Genomic DNA, 22,021 nt, shown 5'->3' with positions numbered 1-22,021 from the left:
GTTTTAGATGATAACGAAAAGGAGCCAACGCAGTGTCCATCAAAACCCTAAGTTCAAAAGTCGTCTATCAAAACTCGTGGATGACGGTCAGAGAAGATCAGATTGAAAGAGAAAGTGGCACAGAAGGGATTTACGGTGTGGTAGAAAAGCCAGACTGCGCGGTGATCATCGCCATTGATAATGGGTATATTCACCTAGTACAGCAGTATCGCTACTCCGTTGGTGCCCGATACTGGGAGCTTCCCCAAGGAGCTTGGGAGTCTAATCCTGACGTTGATCCGCTGACTCTGGCAAAAGGTGAGCTTCAAGAGGAAACCGGATTAATCGCTGGCAACATGGTGGCTGTAGGGCAACAGCTCATCGCCTACGGTTTTCTAAAACAGACTTGTCATATCTATCTCGCGACAGAATTAACCCAAGCACAACGTAAACTTGATATCGAAGAAGAAGATTTAATCACACAATCATTTTCCATCGAAGAATTTGAGGCCATGATTATCGCCGGTGACATTCAAGATATCGTCACGACTGGCGCTTGGGGGCTGGCAAAGCTAAAAGGGCTCATCGTCGAATAAACTCAATGACTTTTTCACTCCACAGGTTGCGCGCTATCGATCCATTAACTCCAGCGCATAATATGAAACAAATGACATTTAATGAGATATAGATCGCGTTACTTAATTGTTTCCTGCATGTGAACATTTTATGGGCGACACTGGTGTTTAACATAGAAGTTATACACCTTTCGTTTCCAATAGGATAAGTAAAAACATGGATCAGTTGACGCTACAAGAACATCTTGTCATCACATTAAAATTACTAGAGAAATACCAACAACAAATTTGCCGCACTGAAGACGCTTATGATTTAGAAGTGACAGTAAGAAAACTCGCCGACCAATTAATGAGTTTGCAATTATTAGACTCTATAAAAGGGTCCAATGACGACGTATCGTTTTGCATTCAATTATTGAACAAGGTCGATGAACGCACAAAAGAATCCTTAGAATTAGGGTTCGAACTCGAAGGCGCTGCGCAAATTGTTCACTACTCGAATATGGCTTACAACGCGTTATCAAAAGTCACATTAGGTGATCTGAGTCTCAATTAACCATCCGCTTTCCTTATACTTGAGAAGGTAAACTACCCGAGTAGCATAACATAACAACCATATCGCCAGGTAAGTATTTGATTTTATTAAATTAAATGAAAATGCTCACTAAATGTGCTGCATTACTCTCATTGACACAAGTCATAAAATTCAAAAAAACTCCGTGTTAGCTTACGCCTTATATTCATCATGACGAATAGCAAGGAGCATTCAAATGAGCAGTACTATTATCCTCCCATCTACAAACTTGTTAGGTAACGGGTGTTTAACACAAGCCATCGATATTATTGAGCAACAAGGATTTAAGAAAGCATTGATCGTCACTGACGCAGTGCTCAACAAAATCGGCGTTGTAGCTCAAATTACCGACCTATTAGCAGAGCGTGATATCTCATTTGCAGTCTATGATGGCACTCAACCAAACCCGACTATTGACAATGTTGAGCAAGGTCTAAGCCATTTAGTCGATAACGACTGCGACCTAATCATCTCTGTCGGCGGCGGCTCACCTCATGATTGCGCGAAAGGCGTGGCACTGGTAGCCACAAATGGCGGTAAGATCCAGGATTACGAAGGTATAAACCAAGCAACTCAAGCACCTTTCCCACTGATTTCAATCAATACTACCGCTGGTACTGCCTCTGAAATGACAATGTTCAGCGTGATCACTGACGAAGCACGCCAAATCAAGATGGCGATTGTAGATCAAAAAGTCACACCGCTTATCTCAGTCAATGATCCGCAATTGATGCTTGCGATGCCTAAATCTCTGACTGCGGCCACTGGTATGGACGCACTGACTCACGCCATTGAAGCGTATGTTTCGACGGCTGCCAATCCCATCACTAACACCGTCGCCCTAAAAGCGATAGAGATGATCCACACCAACTTACCACTGTGCATCGAAAACGGTGAAAACCTAGAAGCTCGTGAACAAATGGCTTACGCACAATTTATGGCTGGTATGGCCTTCAATAATGCGTTGTTAGGTTATGTCCATGCTATGGCACACCAACTTGGCGCGACCTACCACCTACCTCACGGCGTTTGTAATGCCGTACTACTGCCACACGTGCAGCGCTTTAACTATACGGCTTGCCCTGAAAAATTCCGTGATATTGCTGTCGCGATGGGAAGAGACGTATCAGGAATGGCTGTGGAAGAAGCCGCACTTTGCGCTATCGATGCAATGGCTGATTTAGCGACTACCGTCGGTATCCCTGCCAATTTAACGGAAATTGGTGTTAAAGCATCCGATATTTCCGCGTTAGCAGAAAGCACACTGACAGACGTTTGCTGCATGACCAACCCAAAACAGGCGTCAAAAGAAGAAATCATGGCGATATTCGAAACTGCAATGTAACACTTATTGCAAACCCAGAGATGCATTCTCTAATGCGGAATCGTCTTTAGGTTAATTAAAATTTACAATGTAAAATCCAGATATATCGAACACTGAGAGCATTCTCACATACTAAGAAAATAAGGGCCGTAACTGTGTTGCCCCCTTATTTTCTTACTCTATTCGCACTTACCACAACCCTTTTTCCTTGGCTGAAAGTCCATCAAATTACCATTAACATCAAAAGATAGCTGACAACATTGCTCCAGAGTATGGCGTAAATCGCTGCGTCCTCTTTGAATGCGCGACTTCAACGTTGAATAGCTAATTCCCATTTCTTGTGCCAACTGTTTCTGGGATTGTCCATTTAAATCCACGGCGGTAAGCAATGCGGCAGAGGCCGCTGGTAAAGAGTCAACCAACGGCTGCATACACTGAGCCAGTTGCGTTTTAGCATCTTCTTCATCTTGTTCAAACCATAGCGAATCACCCTCTAGTGCTGCACTTCGCCCATTGCGACGATATAAATCAATCACCGCTCGATTCGCAATCTGAAATAGCCATGCCTTAACGCTGTCCGGACTTTCAAGTTTTTCCAAATTTTGATGAGTTTTAATCAACACTTCCTGCAACACGTCTTCCACATCCTCAGGATTAGATAACTTAGTCCACAGAAAACGTTTCAGGCTAGCTTGATACTCGGCCCATATTTTTTCAATCATAGTTTCGCTTCAGTCATTGTTTCTTTCCAATCATGGTTTCTTTCCAAGAATCGTGCAGTTCAGTCTCTGACTTGCAAAAATGACAGAGGGTTTAACCATGGTATCATGGTTAAACCCTCTTCATTAAAACGTCTAAACATCACGCTATTGCCCGATGTTATCTCACTCACGAAACCCGCTATCGCTTGGCTTTCACCATGCCGTGAGAACGCGCCCGACGCATTCCATCTATAGCCAATATCATTAATGCTGCCATCACCAGTAAGTAGGTAGGCAAGTCTGCCGTTGCCACTCGCTCACCCAATAGCAACCCGACGACAAAAACTAATACCGGTTCAACATAGCCCAGCAGGCCAAATAGTGACATAGATAATGACTGCGAGGCGAAGAGGAACAGCAGCATTGGTACAGAGCCTGTAATCGCCAAACCAATGTAATAGCCCATCACAGATAGGTCTAAGTTACGAATGACATCCAACGGCTGCAAATAGAACACCGCACTAAGTGCAAATGGCAACAAAAATACATTATCTAAAGTAAAACCCACATCACTTTGAATGTTGAGTGAACGACGGTGAACAAAATAGACTGGGTACCCTAAAGCGATCAACAGGACAATCCAGGATAAACCATCAGCCATCATATAGGCGTACGCCACACCAACCGCTGCAACAATACATGCTACGGTTTGCAGAGGAGACAGTTGATCTCCATAAACAAACCGCCCCACTAATACCAATACCAGCGGAAGAGAAAAGTAACCCAGCGCAACAGAAAGTGTCTCACCGTACAAAGGAGCCCATACAAATATCCAGTATTGAGGACCTACCAGCAAGGCTGAGAACAGATATCGATGCCAACGGTGAGTTTGACGAAACGCGCGCCAAAAAAGGAGAAAGCGCCCACTAATACTGAGCACGATCATCATGAAGAGTGCACTCCATATCACCCTCTGACTGGCAATCCAATGCCCTTCTCCACCCTCCACAGACCAGTGACTAAACTCCGGTTGAAACTGAACATAGATTGGCATTAGTGCAAACAAGCACGAGGCAATGATAGAAGCAACAACGCCCTTTGTTGATTCAGATGAGCTTAAAAAACGGGTTAACATGGCAATTCTTACTATAAGATGTCAATAATCTCGGACATTATCGTATTTCATACTGCTTGGACATGCCTTTGTCGACATTTTTATATTTTTTTTGAATTAATTTCTCTGGATGAAAACGCGATAACTTTAGCCTTGGTGCTTTCGCCACGAGATAGACCGAAGCAGAGGCTAGAGCAAAGCCTAACATACCAAATTGGTCAAAATATTCGCCAAATAATAGCCATGCTTGGACAGCGGCAACCGGAGGAACTAAATAGAATACTGAGGCAACTTTAGAAGACTCGCCATGCTTTACCATATAAAGCAGCAATAACACCGCGACACCAGATAACACGACCACCAGCCACAACATGGTCAATGAAAACGCCCACGTCCAATTCACTTCTCGCGTCTCTGTCATCACCGCCACGGGAATAAATAACATCGCAGCAGCAACATATTGCGTCATCGCTCCTCCAATCATATCGGCTCCCTGACAAAATCGCTTTTGATAAAGCGTGCCAAAAGTAATGCCCAACAACGCAGCAAAGACAAAAATGAACGCAGCAAGCTTTTCACTTCCCTCTTGCCAATGGATATTACCCACTAAGACACAGCCAATACCGATAAACCCGATAACTAAACCAAGCCACTGGGAAGGCTTTAAAACCTGCTTAGCAAAACTAGTGACAACTATTGCCGTCAAAAGTGGCTGAATGCCAACTAATAGCGCACTTAACCCTGCTGGCATACCGTATTTAATGGCTTCATAAGTACCACCTAGATAGAAACCATGAATAAGCATACCTACAACACAAGAATGCAGCAGCGCTTTTCCTTTGGGTATCGAGCGCCTAAGCAAAATGATAAGCACTGAAAACAGCACAATGTTACCCAACATACGGATAGTTAGTAACGTTGCTGGTTCGGCATACACCAACCCAATTTTGGCGCCCACAAAACCCGATGCCCAAAGCACAACAAAAATAAATGGGATAGTCTGTTTCAACATGATTTTACCTAGTCATTCGCTCCATGATGGTGCTAAATTAACAGGGTACAAAATTAACAGTAAGATACAGTTTTCTTTTATTTTATGGGTACAGATTGTTGTCGCACGGCTCAGGAAGCCCGCGGCTATATTTCCGTCGCTATGTTTCCATCGCTATGTTAAGGAATGATGATGCCTACAACTCAAACCAAAGTCGTCTCTCGATATAAAGCGGTCGAAGAATATATCGAAAGACTAATACAAAGCGGAGGTTTAAATGTGGGCGATAAGCTTCCGTCAATTCGTGCCACCAGCAGTAAATTAGGAGTTGCAAAGAACACCGTCATTCGGGCATATCAAGAGTTAGAAGCCGTAGGTAAGATTACTGCCCGTGACCGTTCAGGATTTGTTGTGCATCGCTCATTTTTAAACAGCTTGGCACCATTTTCTATTTCAGCACAGATTGATACCGTCCCCACGACGGTCGACTTACTGTCAATGACCAAACAAATCCTTGGTCAATCTCCAGGCACATTGTTAATGCCCGCAGGCTCAGCTCACCCAAACACCGAAGGCCCTGCAATTAGTAGCCTGTACGCAGAAATTGGTCGCCACAGCCGAGCGCAATCGCACATCCCTAGCCACTATCAGCTCCCCCCGGGAAACGAAAAACTCCTCAAACAAATCGCAAAAATTTCCATTGACCAAGGTATTGAACTTCAAGGAGAGTCAGTATTTGTCACCAATGGTTCACAACAGGCCATCAGCCAAGCTTTACGAGCGGTAACCAAGCCTGGAGATACTATCGCAGTTGAGTCTCCTTGCTATTTCGGTATCTTATTAATGCTTGAATCATTAGGTTTAAAAGCGTTGGAGATCCCAAGCTCATCGGAGTTTGGTCTGCATGTCCCTTCGTTACAATCTGCCCTCACGCAATGGCCTGTTGCGGCTATCGTAGTAACGCCAAACTATACCAATCCAACGGGAGCTTTAATGCCGTTAGATGCTCGGAGACAATTACTAAAAAGCAGCGGAAATATTCCTATTATTGAAGACGATGTCTTTGGTGCATTAGGCAACAATGCTGCCATTCCATCGCTCAAGCAACTCGATACACAAAAGCGAGTGATCTACTGTACGTCACTTTCAAAAACGCTGGACTCACGCCTTAGAATCGGCTGGCTTATCGCGGGGCAATATCGTCATCATATCGAGCGCTCGCTCATCAGTGACAATATGGGCAGTCAAAACCTGATCCAATCGGCTGTTGGGGAGTTTCTCGCCACTGGAAAATATAAGCAACATGTTCGCCGTATGACACGCTACTATCAAAACAATCTGACCTACTTTATCGCCCTGCTTCGTCAGCGCTTGGACAGCCACTTTCACGATCAATATTCACTCACAAGTCCTACAGGTTCTTTTTTATGTTGGTTGACACTGCCCACCCACTACGACAGTCAACGAATTTATGATCAATGCTTAATACAAGGTGTTTCAGTATTACCCGGGACATTGTTTGGCAGTAAAGGACAATACGCGCACTGCTTACGTTTTAATGTCGCCAATTTTCACGACAATCGAGCATGGAGAACTGGTATTGATCGCTTTGTTACCATTCTGGAACAACAGCGTAAACACTTCAAAACTCGCAGTGACAATGAGCACTGACAACACGATTGCACTACGGAAAAAAGACAACAAAATGCAAACAGGGAATATCAAGTCAGAAATCATTCGTTATGCCAATAGTCGATACTTGTCGTTCACTATTAAATAGTAATAATAGACACCCAGCTGACTTCAGGACCCAAAGTTACTGTTTATAATACCATTAGTTGCAAGGAGCACCTTCTAGCCTCAATATTAAGAACACACAATCCATGAAAAAAATCTATACATCTTCGTTCACCTCTCTGCTCGCTACTACACTTTTTTCCGCTCCTTATGTACACGCCAGTCTAATGGATTCATTCATTGACCCCGACGATGGGCGCCTAGATGGTAGTCAGTTTATCCTAGATAATGCCGTAGGATTCTTACCAATCCCTCTCACTGTCACCGACCCAGCCGTCGGATTTGGCGGCGGTGCAGCATTGCTCTTTTTTCATGAATCAGAAGAGCGTAAAGCGAAGCGTCTCGCCGGTGAACATGTGGGTGATATTCCTGCCAGTGTATCGGGTGTTATGGCCTTAGGAACCAGCAATGGTAGTAACATGGTTGGGGGCTTTCATTCTGGAAACTGGCTTAATGATCGCGTGAGGTACTTAGGCGGAATATTTAGTGCAACTTTCAACCTAAAGTTCTATCCCATTCCAGAACTAGGAGCAACGGACCTAAGCCTCAAAGGCAGCTACTTTTTTCAAGATTTAGATGTGCGTTTAGGAGATAGCAACTTTTTTGTAGGTGGTTCATACAGTTACATGTCTTCGGAGTCGACCATTGCGGGGCAAAAGGACCTCAATACCGATTCTCAAGATGGGCGTTTAGGGTGGCGAGTCTCCTACGATAGCCGAAACAATCAATTTGCACCTCGTATTGGAACCAAAGCGCAATTTCAAGTCGATCACCATCGAAAAGCGTTTGGTGGGCAATTCAATTATCAGAAATATCATGCCTACGTTCATAATTATCGACGTTTATCAGAAGATTGGGGACTGGGTTTACGTGCTGATGCCAAATCCATCTCAGATAATGTCGACTTTCCTGCGTCTATCTACGCCAAGCCGTTTGTCGAAATGCGCGGCATCGCAGCCATGCGCTACCAAGCAGACAACACCGCGCTCGGAGAAGTGGAACTAAGCTATGATATTGATGACCGTTGGACGGTGTTGGCATTTGCCGGAGCAGGTACGGCATTCGATCATGACCAAAGCATCGGACAGGCCAAATTACACTACACTCGCGGCGGTGGTTTTCGCTATTTATTGGCAAAACAACTCGGGTTGAGAATGGGTGTGGATGTCGCGAAGGGTCCAGAAGAATGGACGACTTATATTCAATTCGGCGGGGCATGGTAGCCAACAGAATTAACTAAGCCTATGTTATAGGCTTAGTTAATTCTATCACTGGGCTGGTGCGCTGCACATCATTCGGTTTTAGGTCTTGTCATCCAGTACACCGAAGTAATCACTAGTACCATCCCAAAAGCATGAAAAGCCGTAAACTCTTCACCCAGTACGGTCACTGCCGCGATAGCGGTAATGACCGGCCCCACATTAGCCGTCAAACTGAACTCCGTTGCCGTTAACCTTGCCATCGCCCCTGCCATCAAGTAAGACGGTATAACCGTACAAAACACACCCAAAGTGATGCCCAGTGACACAAGCTCCACACTCCATTGCATAACTTCCGTTTCTGACCATTGTAAATGCACCAGAATCGCAAGGCCGGCACTCCCCATACCTATACTGGTAAACGCAGTACTCCCTAACTGCGTAATAACGGGTTTGCTTAACACTAAGTAACAGGCAAAGATCAACGCCGAACTCACCGCCAATGCACTCCCTCGCCAAACATCACTACCCAATGAAGACACATCATGTGCCACAATAAGTGTAATGCCGGTATACCCAATCACCACGGCTTTTAACACGTTAGCACTTGGTTTCTTCTTTAAGAAAACCCATGAAATAAGCACCACAAAACTTGGAAATAGAAACAACAATAAGCGCTCCAATTGAGCTGAAATATAACTTAGTGCCTCAATATCCAAATAGCTGGCACAGTAATATCCGAGAATACCCAATGCTGCGGCCATCAAACCGTGATTTTTGACTTTTGTTCGTTGCTGTTTGTCACGGCATAGCATCACCAACACGACCAAATAGAAAGGCAACGAACTAAATGCACGAAGCGACATTATCGCCGTTGTGTCACCGCCATACTGATAAGCAATTTTTATCAAAATAGGTTTGATTGAAAATAATGCTGCTCCGAGCAACGCTAGCAGTATTCCCGTTAGCAGCTTTTTTGAGGGCAACGCATCATGAGTCGCGTCGGTCGCGCGCACTCCGGCGTCTTGCTTAGATGCTTCGTTATTTTCCGTATTGCTAACGTTTGCTTGGCGATTGTCTGAGTTACTATCATTCGCTATGTCGCGGTTGGTCATTCTCATCTCCCTATATTTTTGGGCTACGAGAAGTTGAGAAGGGCTAACCTAACTACGTCACTCGTAGCCAGGCACAATGTTACCTACCGGACTACAGGTATAAGCAGCAGAAGCCAGAGGTAAGTCATTGCGTGTATCATTTGATTCTCCATAAATGAACATTGATTACACTACGGACAAATCAACCGTTGTGCAACCTATGTCAATAGCATCCCGACTATTCCATCACTCCGGTAAGTGAACAGAAGTAATATCAATTAGCCCTCTAAGATAATTACATAACCATTGAATTGAGTGATCGTTAATACTCGCTTTGTTCCAAACTAGACTATAACCCAATCGACCGTAATCAAAAGGCGCTGGTTTTGCTACCAACCCTTTTGCTTGCATTGCAACGTCAGCCCACTTTTTAGAGCAAGTAAACAGTAAATTGGACTGATGACACAAAATCGCTGCCGAACCAAAATCTGGCAGCATCACTTTTACATCACGAGCACGATGAGTTTGCCGTAACGTCTGTTCGAAATAAGGACGATTCAACTCGGAATCAGTAATCCCGACATGTTGACTGTCTAAGTAGGCTTCAATAGTGAGCTCTTGATTGGCTAGCGGGTGGCTTGGTGACATCAAACAGACAAACTCATCTTCTAAAATAGGCTCCCATATCAAATCCTTCATGTTAGTGGGTGACTGGCTCACATCATGAGGCAAAATAATAAAGTCGACCTGTCCGCTCATTAGCGCATCAAAGCCATACTTTGCCTTAGTCAGAATATTAAGCTTGCCGTTAGGGATACATTCATTTGTCAAATGAGCCAATGGTTTCGCGAACAGTTCAAACGTACTTTCACGCATCGACAAAGAAAATCGCCCTTCGAATCGATGAGGGATAAAGTTTGTTTGGTTCAATAACCCGTTCATGCTCGCTAGCATCGAGTGCACTAATGGTGCAATCTTTAACGCATAGCGGGTGGGGGTAAGTTGTGTACCATCGCGGTAAAACAGTTCATCTCGTAAAATTTCCCGTAGCTGAGCGATCGTCTTACTCACGCTTGATGGCGTCACGGATAAGATCTCTGCTGATTTCGTCACACTATTGGTATTCAGCATAACGTGTAAAGCGGTCAAATGTTTAAAGCTAACACGAGACAGTCCGTCAAAGTCCATTATCTATTCCATTAGATTTATCGTTAGTTGGTCACAAAGGCGCTTAAGTTCAATGGCATCCTTTGCGGAAAGTTTTGCTTTGCACGCAATCGCCGAAGGTACTGCCTCTGCTTTCTCTTTTAACGCCCAACCGGCATCGGTTAAAGAGATCAGTCTTGCACGTTCATCTATTTCACAACGCCGACGCAGCACCAGGCCTTTTTGCTCTAATCGTTTCAACAATGGGGTCAAGGTGCCAGAATCAATATTCAAATCCTGACTAATATTTTTGACATTCATTGGCGACTTTTTCCACAGCACTAACATCGACATATATTGTAAATACGTCAAGTCTAACGCATCCAAAATAGGACGGTATGCGCGTATTAACGTGTTGCTTGCCCTGTATAAAGCAAAGCAAACCTGCTTATCCAGATCTAAGTTATCGGGGCTATTTACATCCATCATTATGAATCCAAAAATTAAGTTGTGCACAATATACTTGCAAATAGCATAAATGATCAATATAGTTTGCACACAACCTAATTGACATCAAATCAATATTTATAACCCAATAACGACAGGAATTAACGATGAACGCTCTATATACGACTTCTGCAACTGCACTGGCTGGCCGCAACGGGCAAGTTAAAACCGATGATGGCATGCTCGACCTTGCCCTATCCTACCCAAAACAACTCGGTGGAACAGGAAACGCGACCAACCCAGAACAACTTTTTGCTGCAGGCTACTCAGCTTGTTTTTCTAATGCCATATTACATGTTGCACAGCAGCAAAAAATTCCGTTGAAGCAAGCACCAACAAAAGCGGTTGTTGCGCTAAAAGCAAACGAAAATGGGGGCTTTGTTTTGGATGTGGCGTTAGACGTAACACTTGAGTTAGACACCTCAGCAGCCGTTGAACTTGTGAAGGTGGCTCACCAAGTTTGCCCTTATTCAAATGCCTTGCGTGGTAATGTTGATGTCAAAGTAACAGCTAATGGACAAACCCTTTAGTCGTTAACCGGGGACGTTTGTTATCTCGAATAAAAAAGCGCACTCAACCATGGTTAGTGCGCTCTTTATTGCAAGTGCAAATGCTGTACGAGACAACACCCGCTTATTTGTCTATTCACATCTTGTTTATCTACTCACACCTTATTTAGGTATTAAAACCGTATCTATGACGTGAATAACACCATTACTGGCCGCAACGTCAGTTGCCACGACATTAGCATCATTGATCATCACAGTCCCGCCCTCGACTTTGATGCTCACCAATTGTCCTTCTACCGTCGCGGCACTGTCCAGTTTGACAACGTCAGCCGCCATCACCTTACCTGGAACAACATGGTAAGTCAGAATCGCAACCAGCTTGTCTTTATTTTCTGGCATTAAAAGCATATCAACAGTGCCTGCTGGCAACTTCGCGAATGCTTCATCTGTCGGCGCAAACACGGTGAAGGGTCCATCTCCCTTCAATGTTTCAACTAAGCCTGCCGATTTAACCGCCGCAACAAGAGTATTAAATGAACCATTTTCTGAAGCGACATCTACAATGTCTTTCTTCATACCATGGTGATTGGCTTGTGCTCCACTCATTAAAAACAAGCTGGCAACGACCATTGTTATAAGTGCCGTCATTTTCTTAAACATGTTGCCTTCCTTTTCCGTCGATTTATTGGTTGTCACGCCTGCTTACGTGACAACCAAACGCAACGATCATTTTTTATTTGCACCTCGCTTCAATAGCCTCGTCTTACGATCCTGTAAATTAAGTCCGTGACTTTATTTACTAATAAAAATTAGAGCTATAGAAGCAATAACATAAATACCAAGCAGTGAGAATTTCGCCACATTAGCGATCTCGATCAAGAAAAAACATAAAATTCAAAGAAAAGTAATAGCCGACTCGAAAAACTTATTTTATAATGCGAATTAATGTTTCAGCACACACAAAATTTTCTATCAGGGGAAGAACATGAGACTTATTCCATTACAAAAAGCAGAACAAGTAGGTAAGTGGGCAGCGCGTCATATTGTTGAGCGTATCAATGCTTTCCAACCAACTGCAGACAAGCCATTTGTACTTGGCCTGCCTACTGGGGGTACGCCTTTATCTACTTATAAAGCGCTGATTGCGCTTCATAATGCTGGAGAAGTGAGTTTCAAACACGTTGTGACTTTCAACATGGATGAGTATGTCGGCATCGACCCTAACCACCCAGAGTCATACCGTTCTTTCATGTACAACAACTTCTTCAACCACATTGATATTCAAGAAGAAAACATTAACCTTCTTGACGGTCAAGCAGAAGACGTTAACGCTCACTGCGCAGCATACGAAGAAAAGATTCGTTCATACGGCAAGATCAACCTATTCATGGGTGGTATTGGCATCGACGGTCACATTGCATTCAATGAGCCTGGTTCTTCTCTAACGTCTCGTACTCGTATCAAAACTCTGACTGAAGATACTCGTATTGCCAACTCTCGTTTCTTCGATGGCGACATTAACCAAGTACCTAAATACGCACTAACTATTGGTGTTGCAACATTACTTGATGCAGAAGAAGTGATGATCCTGACGCACGGTCACAACAAGGCACTTGCACTACAAATGGCAGTTGAAGGCTCTGTAAACCACATGTGGACAGTGACAGCCCTTCAAATGCACCCTAAAGCTATCATCGTTGCTGATGAAGCCGCACAGCAAGAGCTAAAAGTGAAAACGGTTAAATACTTCAACGAGCTTGAAGTAGAAAACATCAAAGATCTATAACAAGACTTTTTGGCAAAAGGAAACGGAACTTTTCTGTTACCTTTTGTTCTAAAAAGAGGTCACTTGATACAAAAAGTGACTAGCAATGGAGTGCTAACGTATTCCAAAGCTCCGTAAATGTCGGGCTTACATGCCAAGCTAGGCCCGACATCCCTTTCTTTCTTTCTTTCTTTCTTTCTTTCTTTCTTTCTAGAAATAGTCTTCCTCAGCTACGATTTTGCTAACATTAAGTCATCAAATTATCGCGAGCAATCTCTAACAAGACCGAACAAGTCTTGAAAAGCGCGAGCTAGGTTGCGACACTACCTCCATCAACCTTTTCTCTCTGACAATAATGACACCAAAGCAGCTGCTCAAATCTCTTTTTGGCTACGATGATTTCCGTCATCAGCAAGCCACTATCATTGACACCTTAATCTCGGGTCAAGACGCACTAACGCTAATGCCTACAGGTGGCGGTAAATCTATTTGTTATCAGATCCCGGCCATTCTTCGCGAAGGCGTAGGCATCGTCGTTTCCCCGCTGATCGCCTTGATGCAAGACCAAGTGGATGCTCTGCATCAAATTGGAGTGAAAGCCGCTTACCTCAATTCCTCTCTCAGTCCATATGATCAGCAGGCCGTCGAACAGCAGCTATTAATGGGTGAAATTCAAATTCTGTATGTGGCGCCAGAAAGGCTGTTAATGGAGAGAACATTATCGCTATTAGAGCAAACACGCCTGTCGCTATTTGCTATCGATGAAGCGCACTGTGTAAGCCAATGGGGACATGATTTTAGACCAGAGTATCAAAAACTCAGCATCCTAAAAGCACGTTTTCCTTCTGTGCCAAGAATTGCACTCACCGCGACTGCAGACAGTCGAACAAAAGATGAGATCATTGAGCAACTTGGGCTGCAAAATGCCCAAATCTTTGTACATAGTTTTGATAGACCGAATATCCACTATCATGTCTCCGATCTCAGTAACGCTAAGCAAGAGCTGTGGTCTTTTATTGAAACGAACCATGCCTCGGATGCCGGTATCGTCTATTGTTTATCGCGTAAAAAAGTAGAAGAGACCACAAAGTGGCTATGTGACCAAGGAAAACAAGCGCTCGCCTATCATGCGGGTATGTCCAACGAGCAACGCGCCCAAAACCAACAGCGCTTTTTACGTGAAGATGGCATCATCATTGTGGCCACAATCGCATTTGGAATGGGCATCGATAAACCAGATGTTCGTTTTGTTGCCCACCTAAGCTTGCCGAAAAGTATTGAAGCGTACTATCAAGAAACCGGACGTGCGGGTCGTGATGGCGAACCAGCTAACGCTTGGATGGCGTATGGCATGCAAGACATGGTACTGCAAAGGCAGATGGTGCAAAATTCTGATGCAAATGAACAATTTAAGTTCACCTCTTTGCAAAAACTCAATGCTTTATTAGGCTACTGCGACCTTGCTAGCTGCCGCAGACAATCTTTACTTGCCTACTTTGGTGAGACCTTAGAGACACCATGTGGAAATTGTGACAACTGTGTCTCACCACCAGAAACGTGGGACGGTCTTGAAGCGACGCAAAAAGCCCTCTCGACGGTATTCAGAACCGAGCAGAGATTTGGCGCAAGTTACCTCATCAATATCTTACTTGGCAAATCTGATCAAAGAATAGAACAAAACCAGCACCACACGTTATCTACCTTTGGTATTGGTACCGATCTGTCGGCGAAACAATGGCAAGGTGTCTTTAGGCAGCTGCTGGCGATGAATCTGCTCGAGGTGCATGGCAGTCATGGCAGCCTAAGACTCACTGAGCTTTGTCGTCCCTTCTTAAAAGGTCAACGCCCTATACAGCTAAGAACATTACGAAATAGCTCGACGAGTAAGAAAACCACAAAGAAACAGAAGCATCTTGGTTTAACATCAGCTGACAGTAAGCAATTCGAGACATTAAGGGAAGTTCGCGCCGCTTTAGCGTCAGAGCAGCAGGTCCCGGCGTATATGATTTGTCACGACGCAACCCTTCAAGCTTTAGCAACCGAACGCCCGCAATCTAAAGAAGCACTCAACCAAATCTCCGGATTCGGTGACACCAAGATTGAAAAATATGGTGAACGCTTTTTGACCGCTATTTTGCCTAAAACAAAAGAAGAAAATACACTCTCTGATACCGAGCTAGAATCTTTGTCGATGTTAAAACAAGGATTGAGTGTGGATGACATTGCCGAGCAGCGCCAAATTAAGCATTCGACAGTACTCGCGCACTTGGCCATCGCCATTGAAAACGGTGCATGCGCCCTAGAGCAAGTGATTGATTTACCTTCACCAGAGGTTGAGACAATAATCTCACAAGCCAATAGGCTGGATACTTTACAAGAAGGTAAGTTAAAGCCTCTCTATGAACACTTCGAACAAAGCTATGACTATGGAATGTTGAAATGTATATTAGCCAAAATGGTTGCAACCCAGAATAAAACAACAATATTGTCGTAACTATCATGCCCGCGAAACCACCATATTAACTAGGGGAGCAGTATGCTCCTCTTAAAAATTCTTTCACGGCAGACTCTATACCTTATTATTTACATAGCGTATTAAGTTTGAAATTAACTAAACCGTCTAAAATGAATACAAGTTATGTCATGTGTTCATTTTCTAGAATAACTTGTATCACCTTTGCTCCATTTTCTAATTATTGAATAATTTGGTTCGTTCTCCTCACGCCTTTAGAAAATCGCCTTCCACTTGACTCTCTTCTAAACGGCTCGCATCTCACTCAAACCTAAAATCGGAACAGATTCTTTGACTGTTCCGATTTTATTTTTCTCCTGCCATTTAATCTACCCCGACATTAGTTTCTAAAGGTATCCGTGATGAACGCCCATGACTACATTGCAAATTTCATTCAATTAACTTATAAATATGATAAGACCGAAGGGTTTCTAGCTCGGTTCTTTTATTTAACACCAGCCCAAAGAATTCAAAGACTTAACAGTATATTTGATACGGACGATTTTTGGGAAAGCACACCGCATGACGAACCTGTTCATATAAAACTTGGAGAGGAAAACGAATTTAGCCACCATGCAGAACAACCAAATGAACAAGCGTAAGTTAGAATTATACGAGGACCTATTTAAAAAAATGGGTCCCGGTATTAATAAAGTAACCATCGAACATATCGCAAGCGCTTTTCAGTGTAGTAATCGGCATGCCCGGACACTACTAAAGCAAATGTCCGATGGTGGCTTACTTACTTGGCGTCCAACGAGGGGGCGTGGTCATAAAGGTACGCTCAACTGTCATATAGAGCCAATACAGGCCTGCTATACACTGGTAGGTCAAGCCATAGAAGACGAAAAATACAATTTGGCTCATCAGCTTATTAGTTTTAATGACCGCGATATAGCGATAGGTTTAAAGCAATACTTGGGAAGGTCGGCTAACCAAAATGAGAACACTGTGTACGCTCGATTTCACCGAAAAATCGAACAATTACACCCTCATTACTCAATGAACCGGACAGAAAGACACCTAATTCATGAGGTGTTCCAAACTCTCGTGAGTTACGATGGTTCCACACTGAGAGGGGAACTTGCCCATTACTGGGAAAGCAATGAACAGCATACCCAATGGCGCTTTCACCTTAGTTCGGCGGCAAAATTTCATGACCAATCGGCGGTTACATCAAACGATGTCGTGGAAAGTCTAAAAGCGTTGACTCGCTCGAAATATTGGCAAAATTTATACGACCATATCACTCAAATAAAGGCTATTTCACTGCACTGTATCGTCGTCATATTGAAAGATCCTGACCCTAACCTTCCCCACTTGCTAAGCAGAGCTGAAACCGCAATTTTGCCTTCAAAAAATATCTATCAGCCTGATACAAGCTACAAGCCAATTGGCTCTGGACCATTCTTCGTTGATATCTATTCAGATAGAGTGTTGAGGCTGGTAAGAAACCATCAATATAGCGGCCATAACGCTTTGATTGAAAAAATAGAGATTTGGATTCACGAAGAGTGGGCTCCAGATAAAAAATGCGCCGAAAACTTTTTTTTTATTGATGATGATGAAGATACTTACCAAGTATCAACAGCCGATATCGGGTACTTTTTCATTCTCCTAAACCATAAAGAATTGCAGATAAAGTCAACAAAAGACTCATTACTTGAACTATTACAAAACGATGAGCCTGCCTCATTTGAATTGCCATTCCCAATCTCATTTAGCTATGAGAACAACAATGACAATTTTGAGTTCGCCTCAAAATTAAATGGAATTCACTCCACTCTAGAGACCAACAGCATCGGCCGACAGGTAACATACGGAGAGGCTCTGCCAAATCAGGATTTGGCTATTGGAGGGATTCGTCTCGAAGGTGGTCGAGCCACCAGCCTATTTGCCTTCTTTAAGCTCTATCCCTATTGGCAGCATAACCTAAGCTGGGAGCAATATGACCACTTAGTAGACACATTAAAGTCTGTACGCAGCTGTCACTCTCCTATCCAACAAGAGAGGTTACTTGATAAATTGATCGAGTTTTTATACGAAAATAATGTACTGGTGATATTTAAATCAGAAGACTTAACTTTGACGGTTCCGACTAGAGTTAAAAATGTCAAAATAAACTCTATTGGTTGGTGCAACTTCGCCAATATATGGGTAGTTCCGCGTACTAAAGATCTTAGTTAGAACCTTGTCTTTTATATCAAATTAGACAAAACATCTATGCCATGTTGTTGCCTATTTTAATTGGTCACTTGAGAGTACACTAAGTTCATGAGTTCTCTATACAGCGTCGATTGATTTGGGCTGCAATTTCTGTAGTTCTCGATAAACTTATGCCAGCCAAACTCACCCTACCGCCATCCAAAAGATAAATCCCATCAACTTTACGAAGTAAGCCGATAACTCGCTTATCCAAATTCAACTGAAAAAATAGCCCATTGGTTTGAAAAGTCGGCTTAATTTTTTCTTTGGAAATCTCACCTAGAAACCTGTTTTTTCGTTTATCCAATGCACAACGAACATCACCCAAATCACTGCACCATTCTGTAAACAGCTTAGTGTCACCTAAAATCAGCGAGACAATCGATGCGCCAAGTTGTGGCGCTGATGAATAACTAGTCCTTTGAATTGAACAAAGTGCTCGTTCAACAAGCTCAACTTGACTGCTGGCTTCTAACTTAATTGAAAGTGCTCCAACTTGTTCATTATACAAAGTGAAATTCTTAGAAAAAGACGTCACGACTAAAAGATTCGGGCAGTACGTTGATAGAATACGTATCCCTTCACTATCTTCCCACACTCCCTTCCCTACTCCTTGGCAGGCGTTATCCAAAATGGGAATTAATCGCTTCTGGAGGCATAATGTTGCTATAGCGCGCCACTGTTCACTAGAAAACATCGTCCCTGTTGGGTTATATGCTCCTGACTGTATCAAAATTGCATCATTAGGCTGGGCGTTTTTGAGGTGTTGTGACCAATGATCTATCGAACCCTGATAGTGAAAATAACGTACATCCAGTCCTGCTGCCGTTGCAGTAAAATGGTAATTGTCCCAACAAGGAAACCCTACCCAAATATTTTTTCCGCACAGCTTTTTCGAGTAAAAATCTAGCGCTAAACGCAACGCTCCTGTACCACCAAGGGTACGGACAGTCACAAGTTTGGCTGCGTTTTCCTGAGCAAATGCATGCCCAAACACCAAGCTTGTGACTAAGGACGCAAATCGACGGCAATGGTATAATGACTCAGTACGATCCACGTCCCAAGAGCGAACATGCTTGTTAATACATTTAAGAACTGTAGGTAGAGTGAAAGGCATCCCTTCATCATCGAGTAATGTTCCGCTGACAAGATTATGTATATCTAGTCGTTTATCCAACCTTATCATGTTAGAAAGCTGAGCCACTTCATCTATCTCAGAGTTCGCTAAATCTTCAAATATGCTCATAGTGATCACTTAATTTGTTGAGCTACCAACCTCAGTTCTTATCGGTAATTAAATATATTCAGTTGGTAAAACGTGTCTAATTAACGTTTCACACTGTTGCTGACTCATATAACACGGCACAGGATAAGTACCATGCGCTTCTATTAAGGCACGCTTTGCAATCTCAGGAATATCTTCAGGTTTCAATTCTTCAAAAAAGCTCGGGATATTAAGTTGTCTATTCAGATTTTCGACTGCAGAAATAAATGCTTCTCCATCCGTGACACTAATCATTTGCGCCATCTGCTTAAATCGGCTTTCACAATCGGCAAGATTAAAGCGTAAAACGTGAGGCAGAAGAATGGCATTCGCCAATCCATGAGGAATGTGATAAATCGCACCCAATTGATGAGCAATGGCATGCACATACCCTACAAACGCACGAGTAAAAGCACACCCTGCTTTGTAAGATGCTATCGCCATTGCTTCACGAGCAACCAAATTCCCCCCATTTTCATATGCTTCAGGTAACGCTTTGAAGATTTTTGTTATGGCATCTTCAGAAAATTCGTCTGTTAACGGATTACTGAATTCACCAATATACGCTTCAATCGCATGCGTCAATGCGTCCATACCTGTCGCCGCGGTGATTGCTGGCGGTAACCCAACCATTAACTCGGGGTCAAGTATGGCCGTTTGAGGTACAAGCACCGGGTCGAGTATCGCAAACTTTCTGTTTGCATTGTGGTCTGAAATGACCGCCGCTATTGTCGCTTCAGAGCCGGTACCTGCGGTTGTCGGTATAGCAATAATATGTGGGAGCTTTTTACGAACCTTGAGCTGCCCAGCCATCGCTTCAATATCAATGTCCCTAACAACTTTAGCTCCTATGACTTTCGCACAATCTAACGATGAGCCACCACCTAACGCTATAATTCCATCACAACCATTGCTCTTGTAACGGCTTAGGCCTCGTAACACGCTCTCAACCGACGGATCAGGATTAACCTCATCAAATACCTCAAAATCAATGCCCTTTTTAACTAAAGAACAAGTAACTTTGTCTACCATCCCCAACAAATTTAGCGCTTTGTCTGTAACGATCAGCGGTTTAATTATTCGATTCGACACAAGTAACTCGCCAATCGTACTCACACTTCCATTTCCCTGATGCACATCGGGAAATGGAATTTTGACTAATTTGTTAATTTGTTTCCTTAAAGCAATAACGACTTTATATCTCAACATTCACTCTCGTCCTATAAAGCGAGCGGGTCTAATGACCCGCTATCTACATTAATGGGTCAATCACGCAATTTTGTCTTTAATCTGGAACATATTTAGCACTGCACCTTCAAAATGCTTAGCAAATACATCACAGTCTTCTTTCGTGGTTTGTGGAGATACCAACCACATATTCAGGCCGAAAGGAATAATCATTACACCTCTGTTGAACAGGTATAAGAAAACGTAATCGATAAAGTGACCAACAATACCAATACCCTTAATACAATCTTTAATCTCTACTGGTGTCTCTGGGCAGAAATGCATCCAAGTACGCGCACCAACTTGTTCCGTGCTTAGAGGCACGCCGTATTTATGGATAATCTCATTTAATTTTTTTGTTAAGTAAGTATTGGTTTCAATCATTCCCGCAAATGTCGACTCTGTAACATTATGCTCAAGATTCAAACGTAGCGCTCTCAAGGATAAAGCATTGCCGGTCATCGTTGTTTGTTGCCCAAGAAGACCTGCCATATGCCATGGCCCTTTGCCTATCGTAGCCTGAAATAAGTTGGCAACGTCCTCTGAAAAACCGTAAACACCGCACGGAATACCGCCTGCGATACATTTACCCGCAACCCAAATATCTGGCTTAAGTCCCCACTCACCCGTCGCTCCATGGTGAGCCGTTGTCTGCATATGAGTCTCATCGATCAACAGAAGAGTGCCGTATTTGGTACATAGTTCGCGGAGCCCATCATGAAAACCAGGCTTCGGCAAAGTTAAACCCGAGTTAGATAGCGCAGGCTCTGTAAGTACAACAGCAACATCACCGTGTTTCAGTTGCTCTTCAACTGATTCTAAATCGTTGAACGTTGCAACACGCGTAAACTGAGAAGGATCTTGCCCCGGATAGATCTCCGGTACTCGATACTCAATGACCCCGTCTTCGGGCATCCAGGCATTCGTCTCATCAAGCGTACCGTGATAAGCCATATTAAATTGCATAACCTTACTTCGGCCTGTGGCTAATTTTGCCAATTTCACGGCAAATCGGTTTGCGTCAGATGCCGACAAAGCAGTAAACCAATATGGCATACCAAAACGCTCACGTAGAAGCTCTGACGCAACTACAGCATCTTCATTCGTCGCAAGGGTATTAATTCCGCTATTCTGTAATAATTCAATAATACCTTCCGTCACCGCATTTTTTGGAGAGTGACCATAAAAGTCCGGTGTATCACCTAAATTAAAATCTACGTATTTATTTCCATCCACGTCCACAACAATATTGTCTTTACTACGTTCTATATAAAAGGGGTGCGGCACATGCCAAACACTTTGCCAAGAATTGGTTACCCCGTTAGGCATAGATAATGACGCACGTTCATGCATCTCTTTACTCTTCGTCATACGAGATATATACAATTCTGTTTCTTGTTGATACAACTGCTCCAGATTATCTACATCGACATGAGTTCCTGCTATTTCAGGTAACCAAAGTTCAGGGTTGCGATAAAAATTATCAGACATTTTATGTTCCTTTTATTTTGATATTATTGTGATATTTAAATACTTAT

General features: G+C 43.3%; 20 protein-coding genes. 10 read left to right on the top strand and 10 right to left on the bottom strand.

The genetic code is table 11. The features are described from left to right. Nucleotides 1-32: 32 nt before the first annotated feature. The 3 genes from L4D74_RS22855 (at nucleotide 33) to L4D74_RS22845 (ending at nucleotide 2,473) form a co-directional block, all read left to right on the top strand. Nucleotides 33-575 (top strand): NUDIX domain-containing protein, encoded by a 543-nt coding sequence (locus tag L4D74_RS22855; protein WP_489686383.1) that lies wholly within the window; start codon nucleotides 33-35, stop codon nucleotides 573-575. Between the two features lie 196 nt (nucleotides 576-771). Continuing rightward, nucleotides 772-1,110, top strand: a complete 339-nt coding sequence (locus tag L4D74_RS22850; RefSeq protein ID WP_428754753.1) for a hypothetical protein — start codon at nucleotides 772-774, stop codon at nucleotides 1,108-1,110. Nucleotides 1,111-1,324: 214 nt separating this feature from the next. Continuing rightward, nucleotides 1,325-2,473, top strand: a complete 1,149-nt coding sequence (locus L4D74_RS22845; protein ID WP_428754752.1) for an iron-containing alcohol dehydrogenase — start codon at nucleotides 1,325-1,327, stop codon at nucleotides 2,471-2,473. 158 nt (nucleotides 2,474-2,631) lie between these two features. Here L4D74_RS22845 and sigZ read toward each other — a convergent pair whose 3' ends face one another. From sigZ to L4D74_RS22830, 3 genes are all read right to left on the bottom strand, one after another. Next, entirely contained in the window at nucleotides 2,632-3,174 is a 543-nt protein-coding gene (gene sigZ, locus L4D74_RS22840) for an RNA polymerase sigma factor SigZ (protein WP_428754751.1), read from the bottom strand. Nucleotides 3,175-3,352: 178 nt separating this feature from the next. After that, nucleotides 3,353-4,288 carry an EamA family transporter RarD gene (rarD, locus tag L4D74_RS22835; protein WP_428754750.1) on the bottom strand — a complete coding sequence of 312 codons (936 nt, stop codon included), beginning with the start codon at nucleotides 4,286-4,288 and terminating at the stop codon, nucleotides 3,353-3,355. Between the two features lie 37 nt (nucleotides 4,289-4,325). Continuing rightward, entirely contained in the window at nucleotides 4,326-5,279 is a 954-nt protein-coding gene (locus L4D74_RS22830; RefSeq protein WP_428754749.1) for a DMT family transporter, read from the bottom strand. 165 nt (nucleotides 5,280-5,444) lie between these two features. Here L4D74_RS22830 and L4D74_RS22825 point away from each other — a divergent pair, with 165 nt between their 5' ends. Together L4D74_RS22825 and L4D74_RS22820 are read left to right on the top strand one after the other, a co-directional pair. Next, the gene (locus tag L4D74_RS22825; protein ID WP_428754748.1) at nucleotides 5,445-6,929 is read left to right on the top strand and encodes an aminotransferase-like domain-containing protein; all 1,485 of its coding nucleotides are present in this window, start codon (nucleotides 5,445-5,447) and stop codon (nucleotides 6,927-6,929) included. A 212-nt stretch (nucleotides 6,930-7,141) separates the two neighbouring features. Further along, nucleotides 7,142-8,278 (top strand): BamA/TamA family outer membrane protein, encoded by a 1,137-nt coding sequence (locus L4D74_RS22820; RefSeq protein WP_428754747.1) that lies wholly within the window; start codon nucleotides 7,142-7,144, stop codon nucleotides 8,276-8,278. Between the two features lie 68 nt (nucleotides 8,279-8,346). Here L4D74_RS22820 and L4D74_RS22815 read toward each other — a convergent pair whose 3' ends face one another. The 3 genes from L4D74_RS22815 to L4D74_RS22805 all read right to left on the bottom strand — a co-directional run bounded on the left by L4D74_RS22815 (nucleotide 8,347) and on the right by L4D74_RS22805 (nucleotide 10,983). After that, on the bottom strand, nucleotides 8,347-9,369 hold the full coding sequence (locus L4D74_RS22815; protein WP_428754746.1) for a DMT family transporter: 1,023 nt from the start codon (nucleotides 9,367-9,369) through the stop codon (nucleotides 8,347-8,349). Nucleotides 9,370-9,594: 225 nt separating this feature from the next. Further along, entirely contained in the window at nucleotides 9,595-10,536 is a 942-nt protein-coding gene (locus L4D74_RS22810; RefSeq protein WP_428754745.1) for a LysR family transcriptional regulator, read from the bottom strand. A gap of 3 nt (nucleotides 10,537-10,539) precedes the next feature. Beyond that, a complete protein-coding gene (locus L4D74_RS22805; protein ID WP_428754744.1) occupies nucleotides 10,540-10,983 on the bottom strand; it encodes a MarR family winged helix-turn-helix transcriptional regulator in 444 nt (147 codons plus the stop codon). 125 nt (nucleotides 10,984-11,108) lie between these two features. Between L4D74_RS22805 and ohr the strand changes: the two genes are divergently transcribed. Further along, nucleotides 11,109-11,531 carry an organic hydroperoxide reductase Ohr gene (gene ohr, locus L4D74_RS22800; protein WP_428754743.1) on the top strand — a complete coding sequence of 141 codons (423 nt, stop codon included), beginning with the start codon at nucleotides 11,109-11,111 and terminating at the stop codon, nucleotides 11,529-11,531. Between the two features lie 141 nt (nucleotides 11,532-11,672). On the opposite strand, the gene L4D74_RS22795 is transcribed toward ohr, so the two are convergent. Beyond that, nucleotides 11,673-12,158 carry a fasciclin domain-containing protein gene (locus tag L4D74_RS22795; protein WP_428754776.1) on the bottom strand — a complete coding sequence of 162 codons (486 nt, stop codon included), beginning with the start codon at nucleotides 12,156-12,158 and terminating at the stop codon, nucleotides 11,673-11,675. 337 nt (nucleotides 12,159-12,495) lie between these two features. Here L4D74_RS22795 and nagB point away from each other — a divergent pair, with 337 nt between their 5' ends. The 4 genes from nagB (at nucleotide 12,496) to L4D74_RS22775 (ending at nucleotide 17,974) form a co-directional block, all read left to right on the top strand. After that, complete coding sequence (nagB, locus tag L4D74_RS22790; RefSeq protein WP_428754742.1) at nucleotides 12,496-13,296, top strand: glucosamine-6-phosphate deaminase; 801 nt, start codon at nucleotides 12,496-12,498, stop codon at nucleotides 13,294-13,296. A gap of 334 nt (nucleotides 13,297-13,630) precedes the next feature. Further along, entirely contained in the window at nucleotides 13,631-15,769 is a 2,139-nt protein-coding gene (gene recQ / locus L4D74_RS22785) for a DNA helicase RecQ (protein ID WP_428754741.1), read from the top strand. A gap of 380 nt (nucleotides 15,770-16,149) precedes the next feature. Further along, on the top strand, nucleotides 16,150-16,389 hold the full coding sequence (locus L4D74_RS22780; protein ID WP_428754740.1) for a hypothetical protein: 240 nt from the start codon (nucleotides 16,150-16,152) through the stop codon (nucleotides 16,387-16,389). Next, complete coding sequence (locus L4D74_RS22775) at nucleotides 16,376-17,974, top strand: SgrR family transcriptional regulator (protein WP_428754739.1); 1,599 nt, start codon at nucleotides 16,376-16,378, stop codon at nucleotides 17,972-17,974. The genes L4D74_RS22780 and L4D74_RS22775 overlap by 14 nt, the downstream gene beginning before the upstream one ends. An 85-nt stretch (nucleotides 17,975-18,059) precedes the next feature. Here the strand turns inward: L4D74_RS22775 and L4D74_RS22770 are convergent, their stop codons facing one another. From L4D74_RS22770 to L4D74_RS22760, 3 genes are read right to left on the bottom strand one after another with little or no spacing between them, the layout of a single operon-like run. After that, nucleotides 18,060-19,238: an aminotransferase class I/II-fold pyridoxal phosphate-dependent enzyme gene (locus L4D74_RS22770; protein ID WP_428754738.1), complete on the bottom strand. Its 1,179-nt coding sequence runs from the start codon at nucleotides 19,236-19,238 to the stop codon at nucleotides 18,060-18,062. A 48-nt stretch (nucleotides 19,239-19,286) separates the two neighbouring features. Next, nucleotides 19,287-20,465: an iron-containing alcohol dehydrogenase gene (locus tag L4D74_RS22765; RefSeq protein ID WP_428754737.1), complete on the bottom strand. Its 1,179-nt coding sequence runs from the start codon at nucleotides 20,463-20,465 to the stop codon at nucleotides 19,287-19,289. Nucleotides 20,466-20,525: 60 nt separating this feature from the next. Beyond that, nucleotides 20,526-21,974: an aminotransferase class III-fold pyridoxal phosphate-dependent enzyme gene (locus L4D74_RS22760; protein WP_428754736.1), complete on the bottom strand. Its 1,449-nt coding sequence runs from the start codon at nucleotides 21,972-21,974 to the stop codon at nucleotides 20,526-20,528. Nucleotides 21,975-22,021 lie beyond the last annotated feature (47 nt).

The organism is Vibrio cionasavignyae, assembly GCF_050337155.1.
Lineage (GTDB): Bacteria > Pseudomonadota > Gammaproteobacteria > Enterobacterales > Vibrionaceae > Vibrio > Vibrio nomapromontoriensis.
The sequence above is the reverse complement of the archived record's forward strand: the minus strand, read 5'-3'. Positions and strand labels throughout refer to the sequence as shown.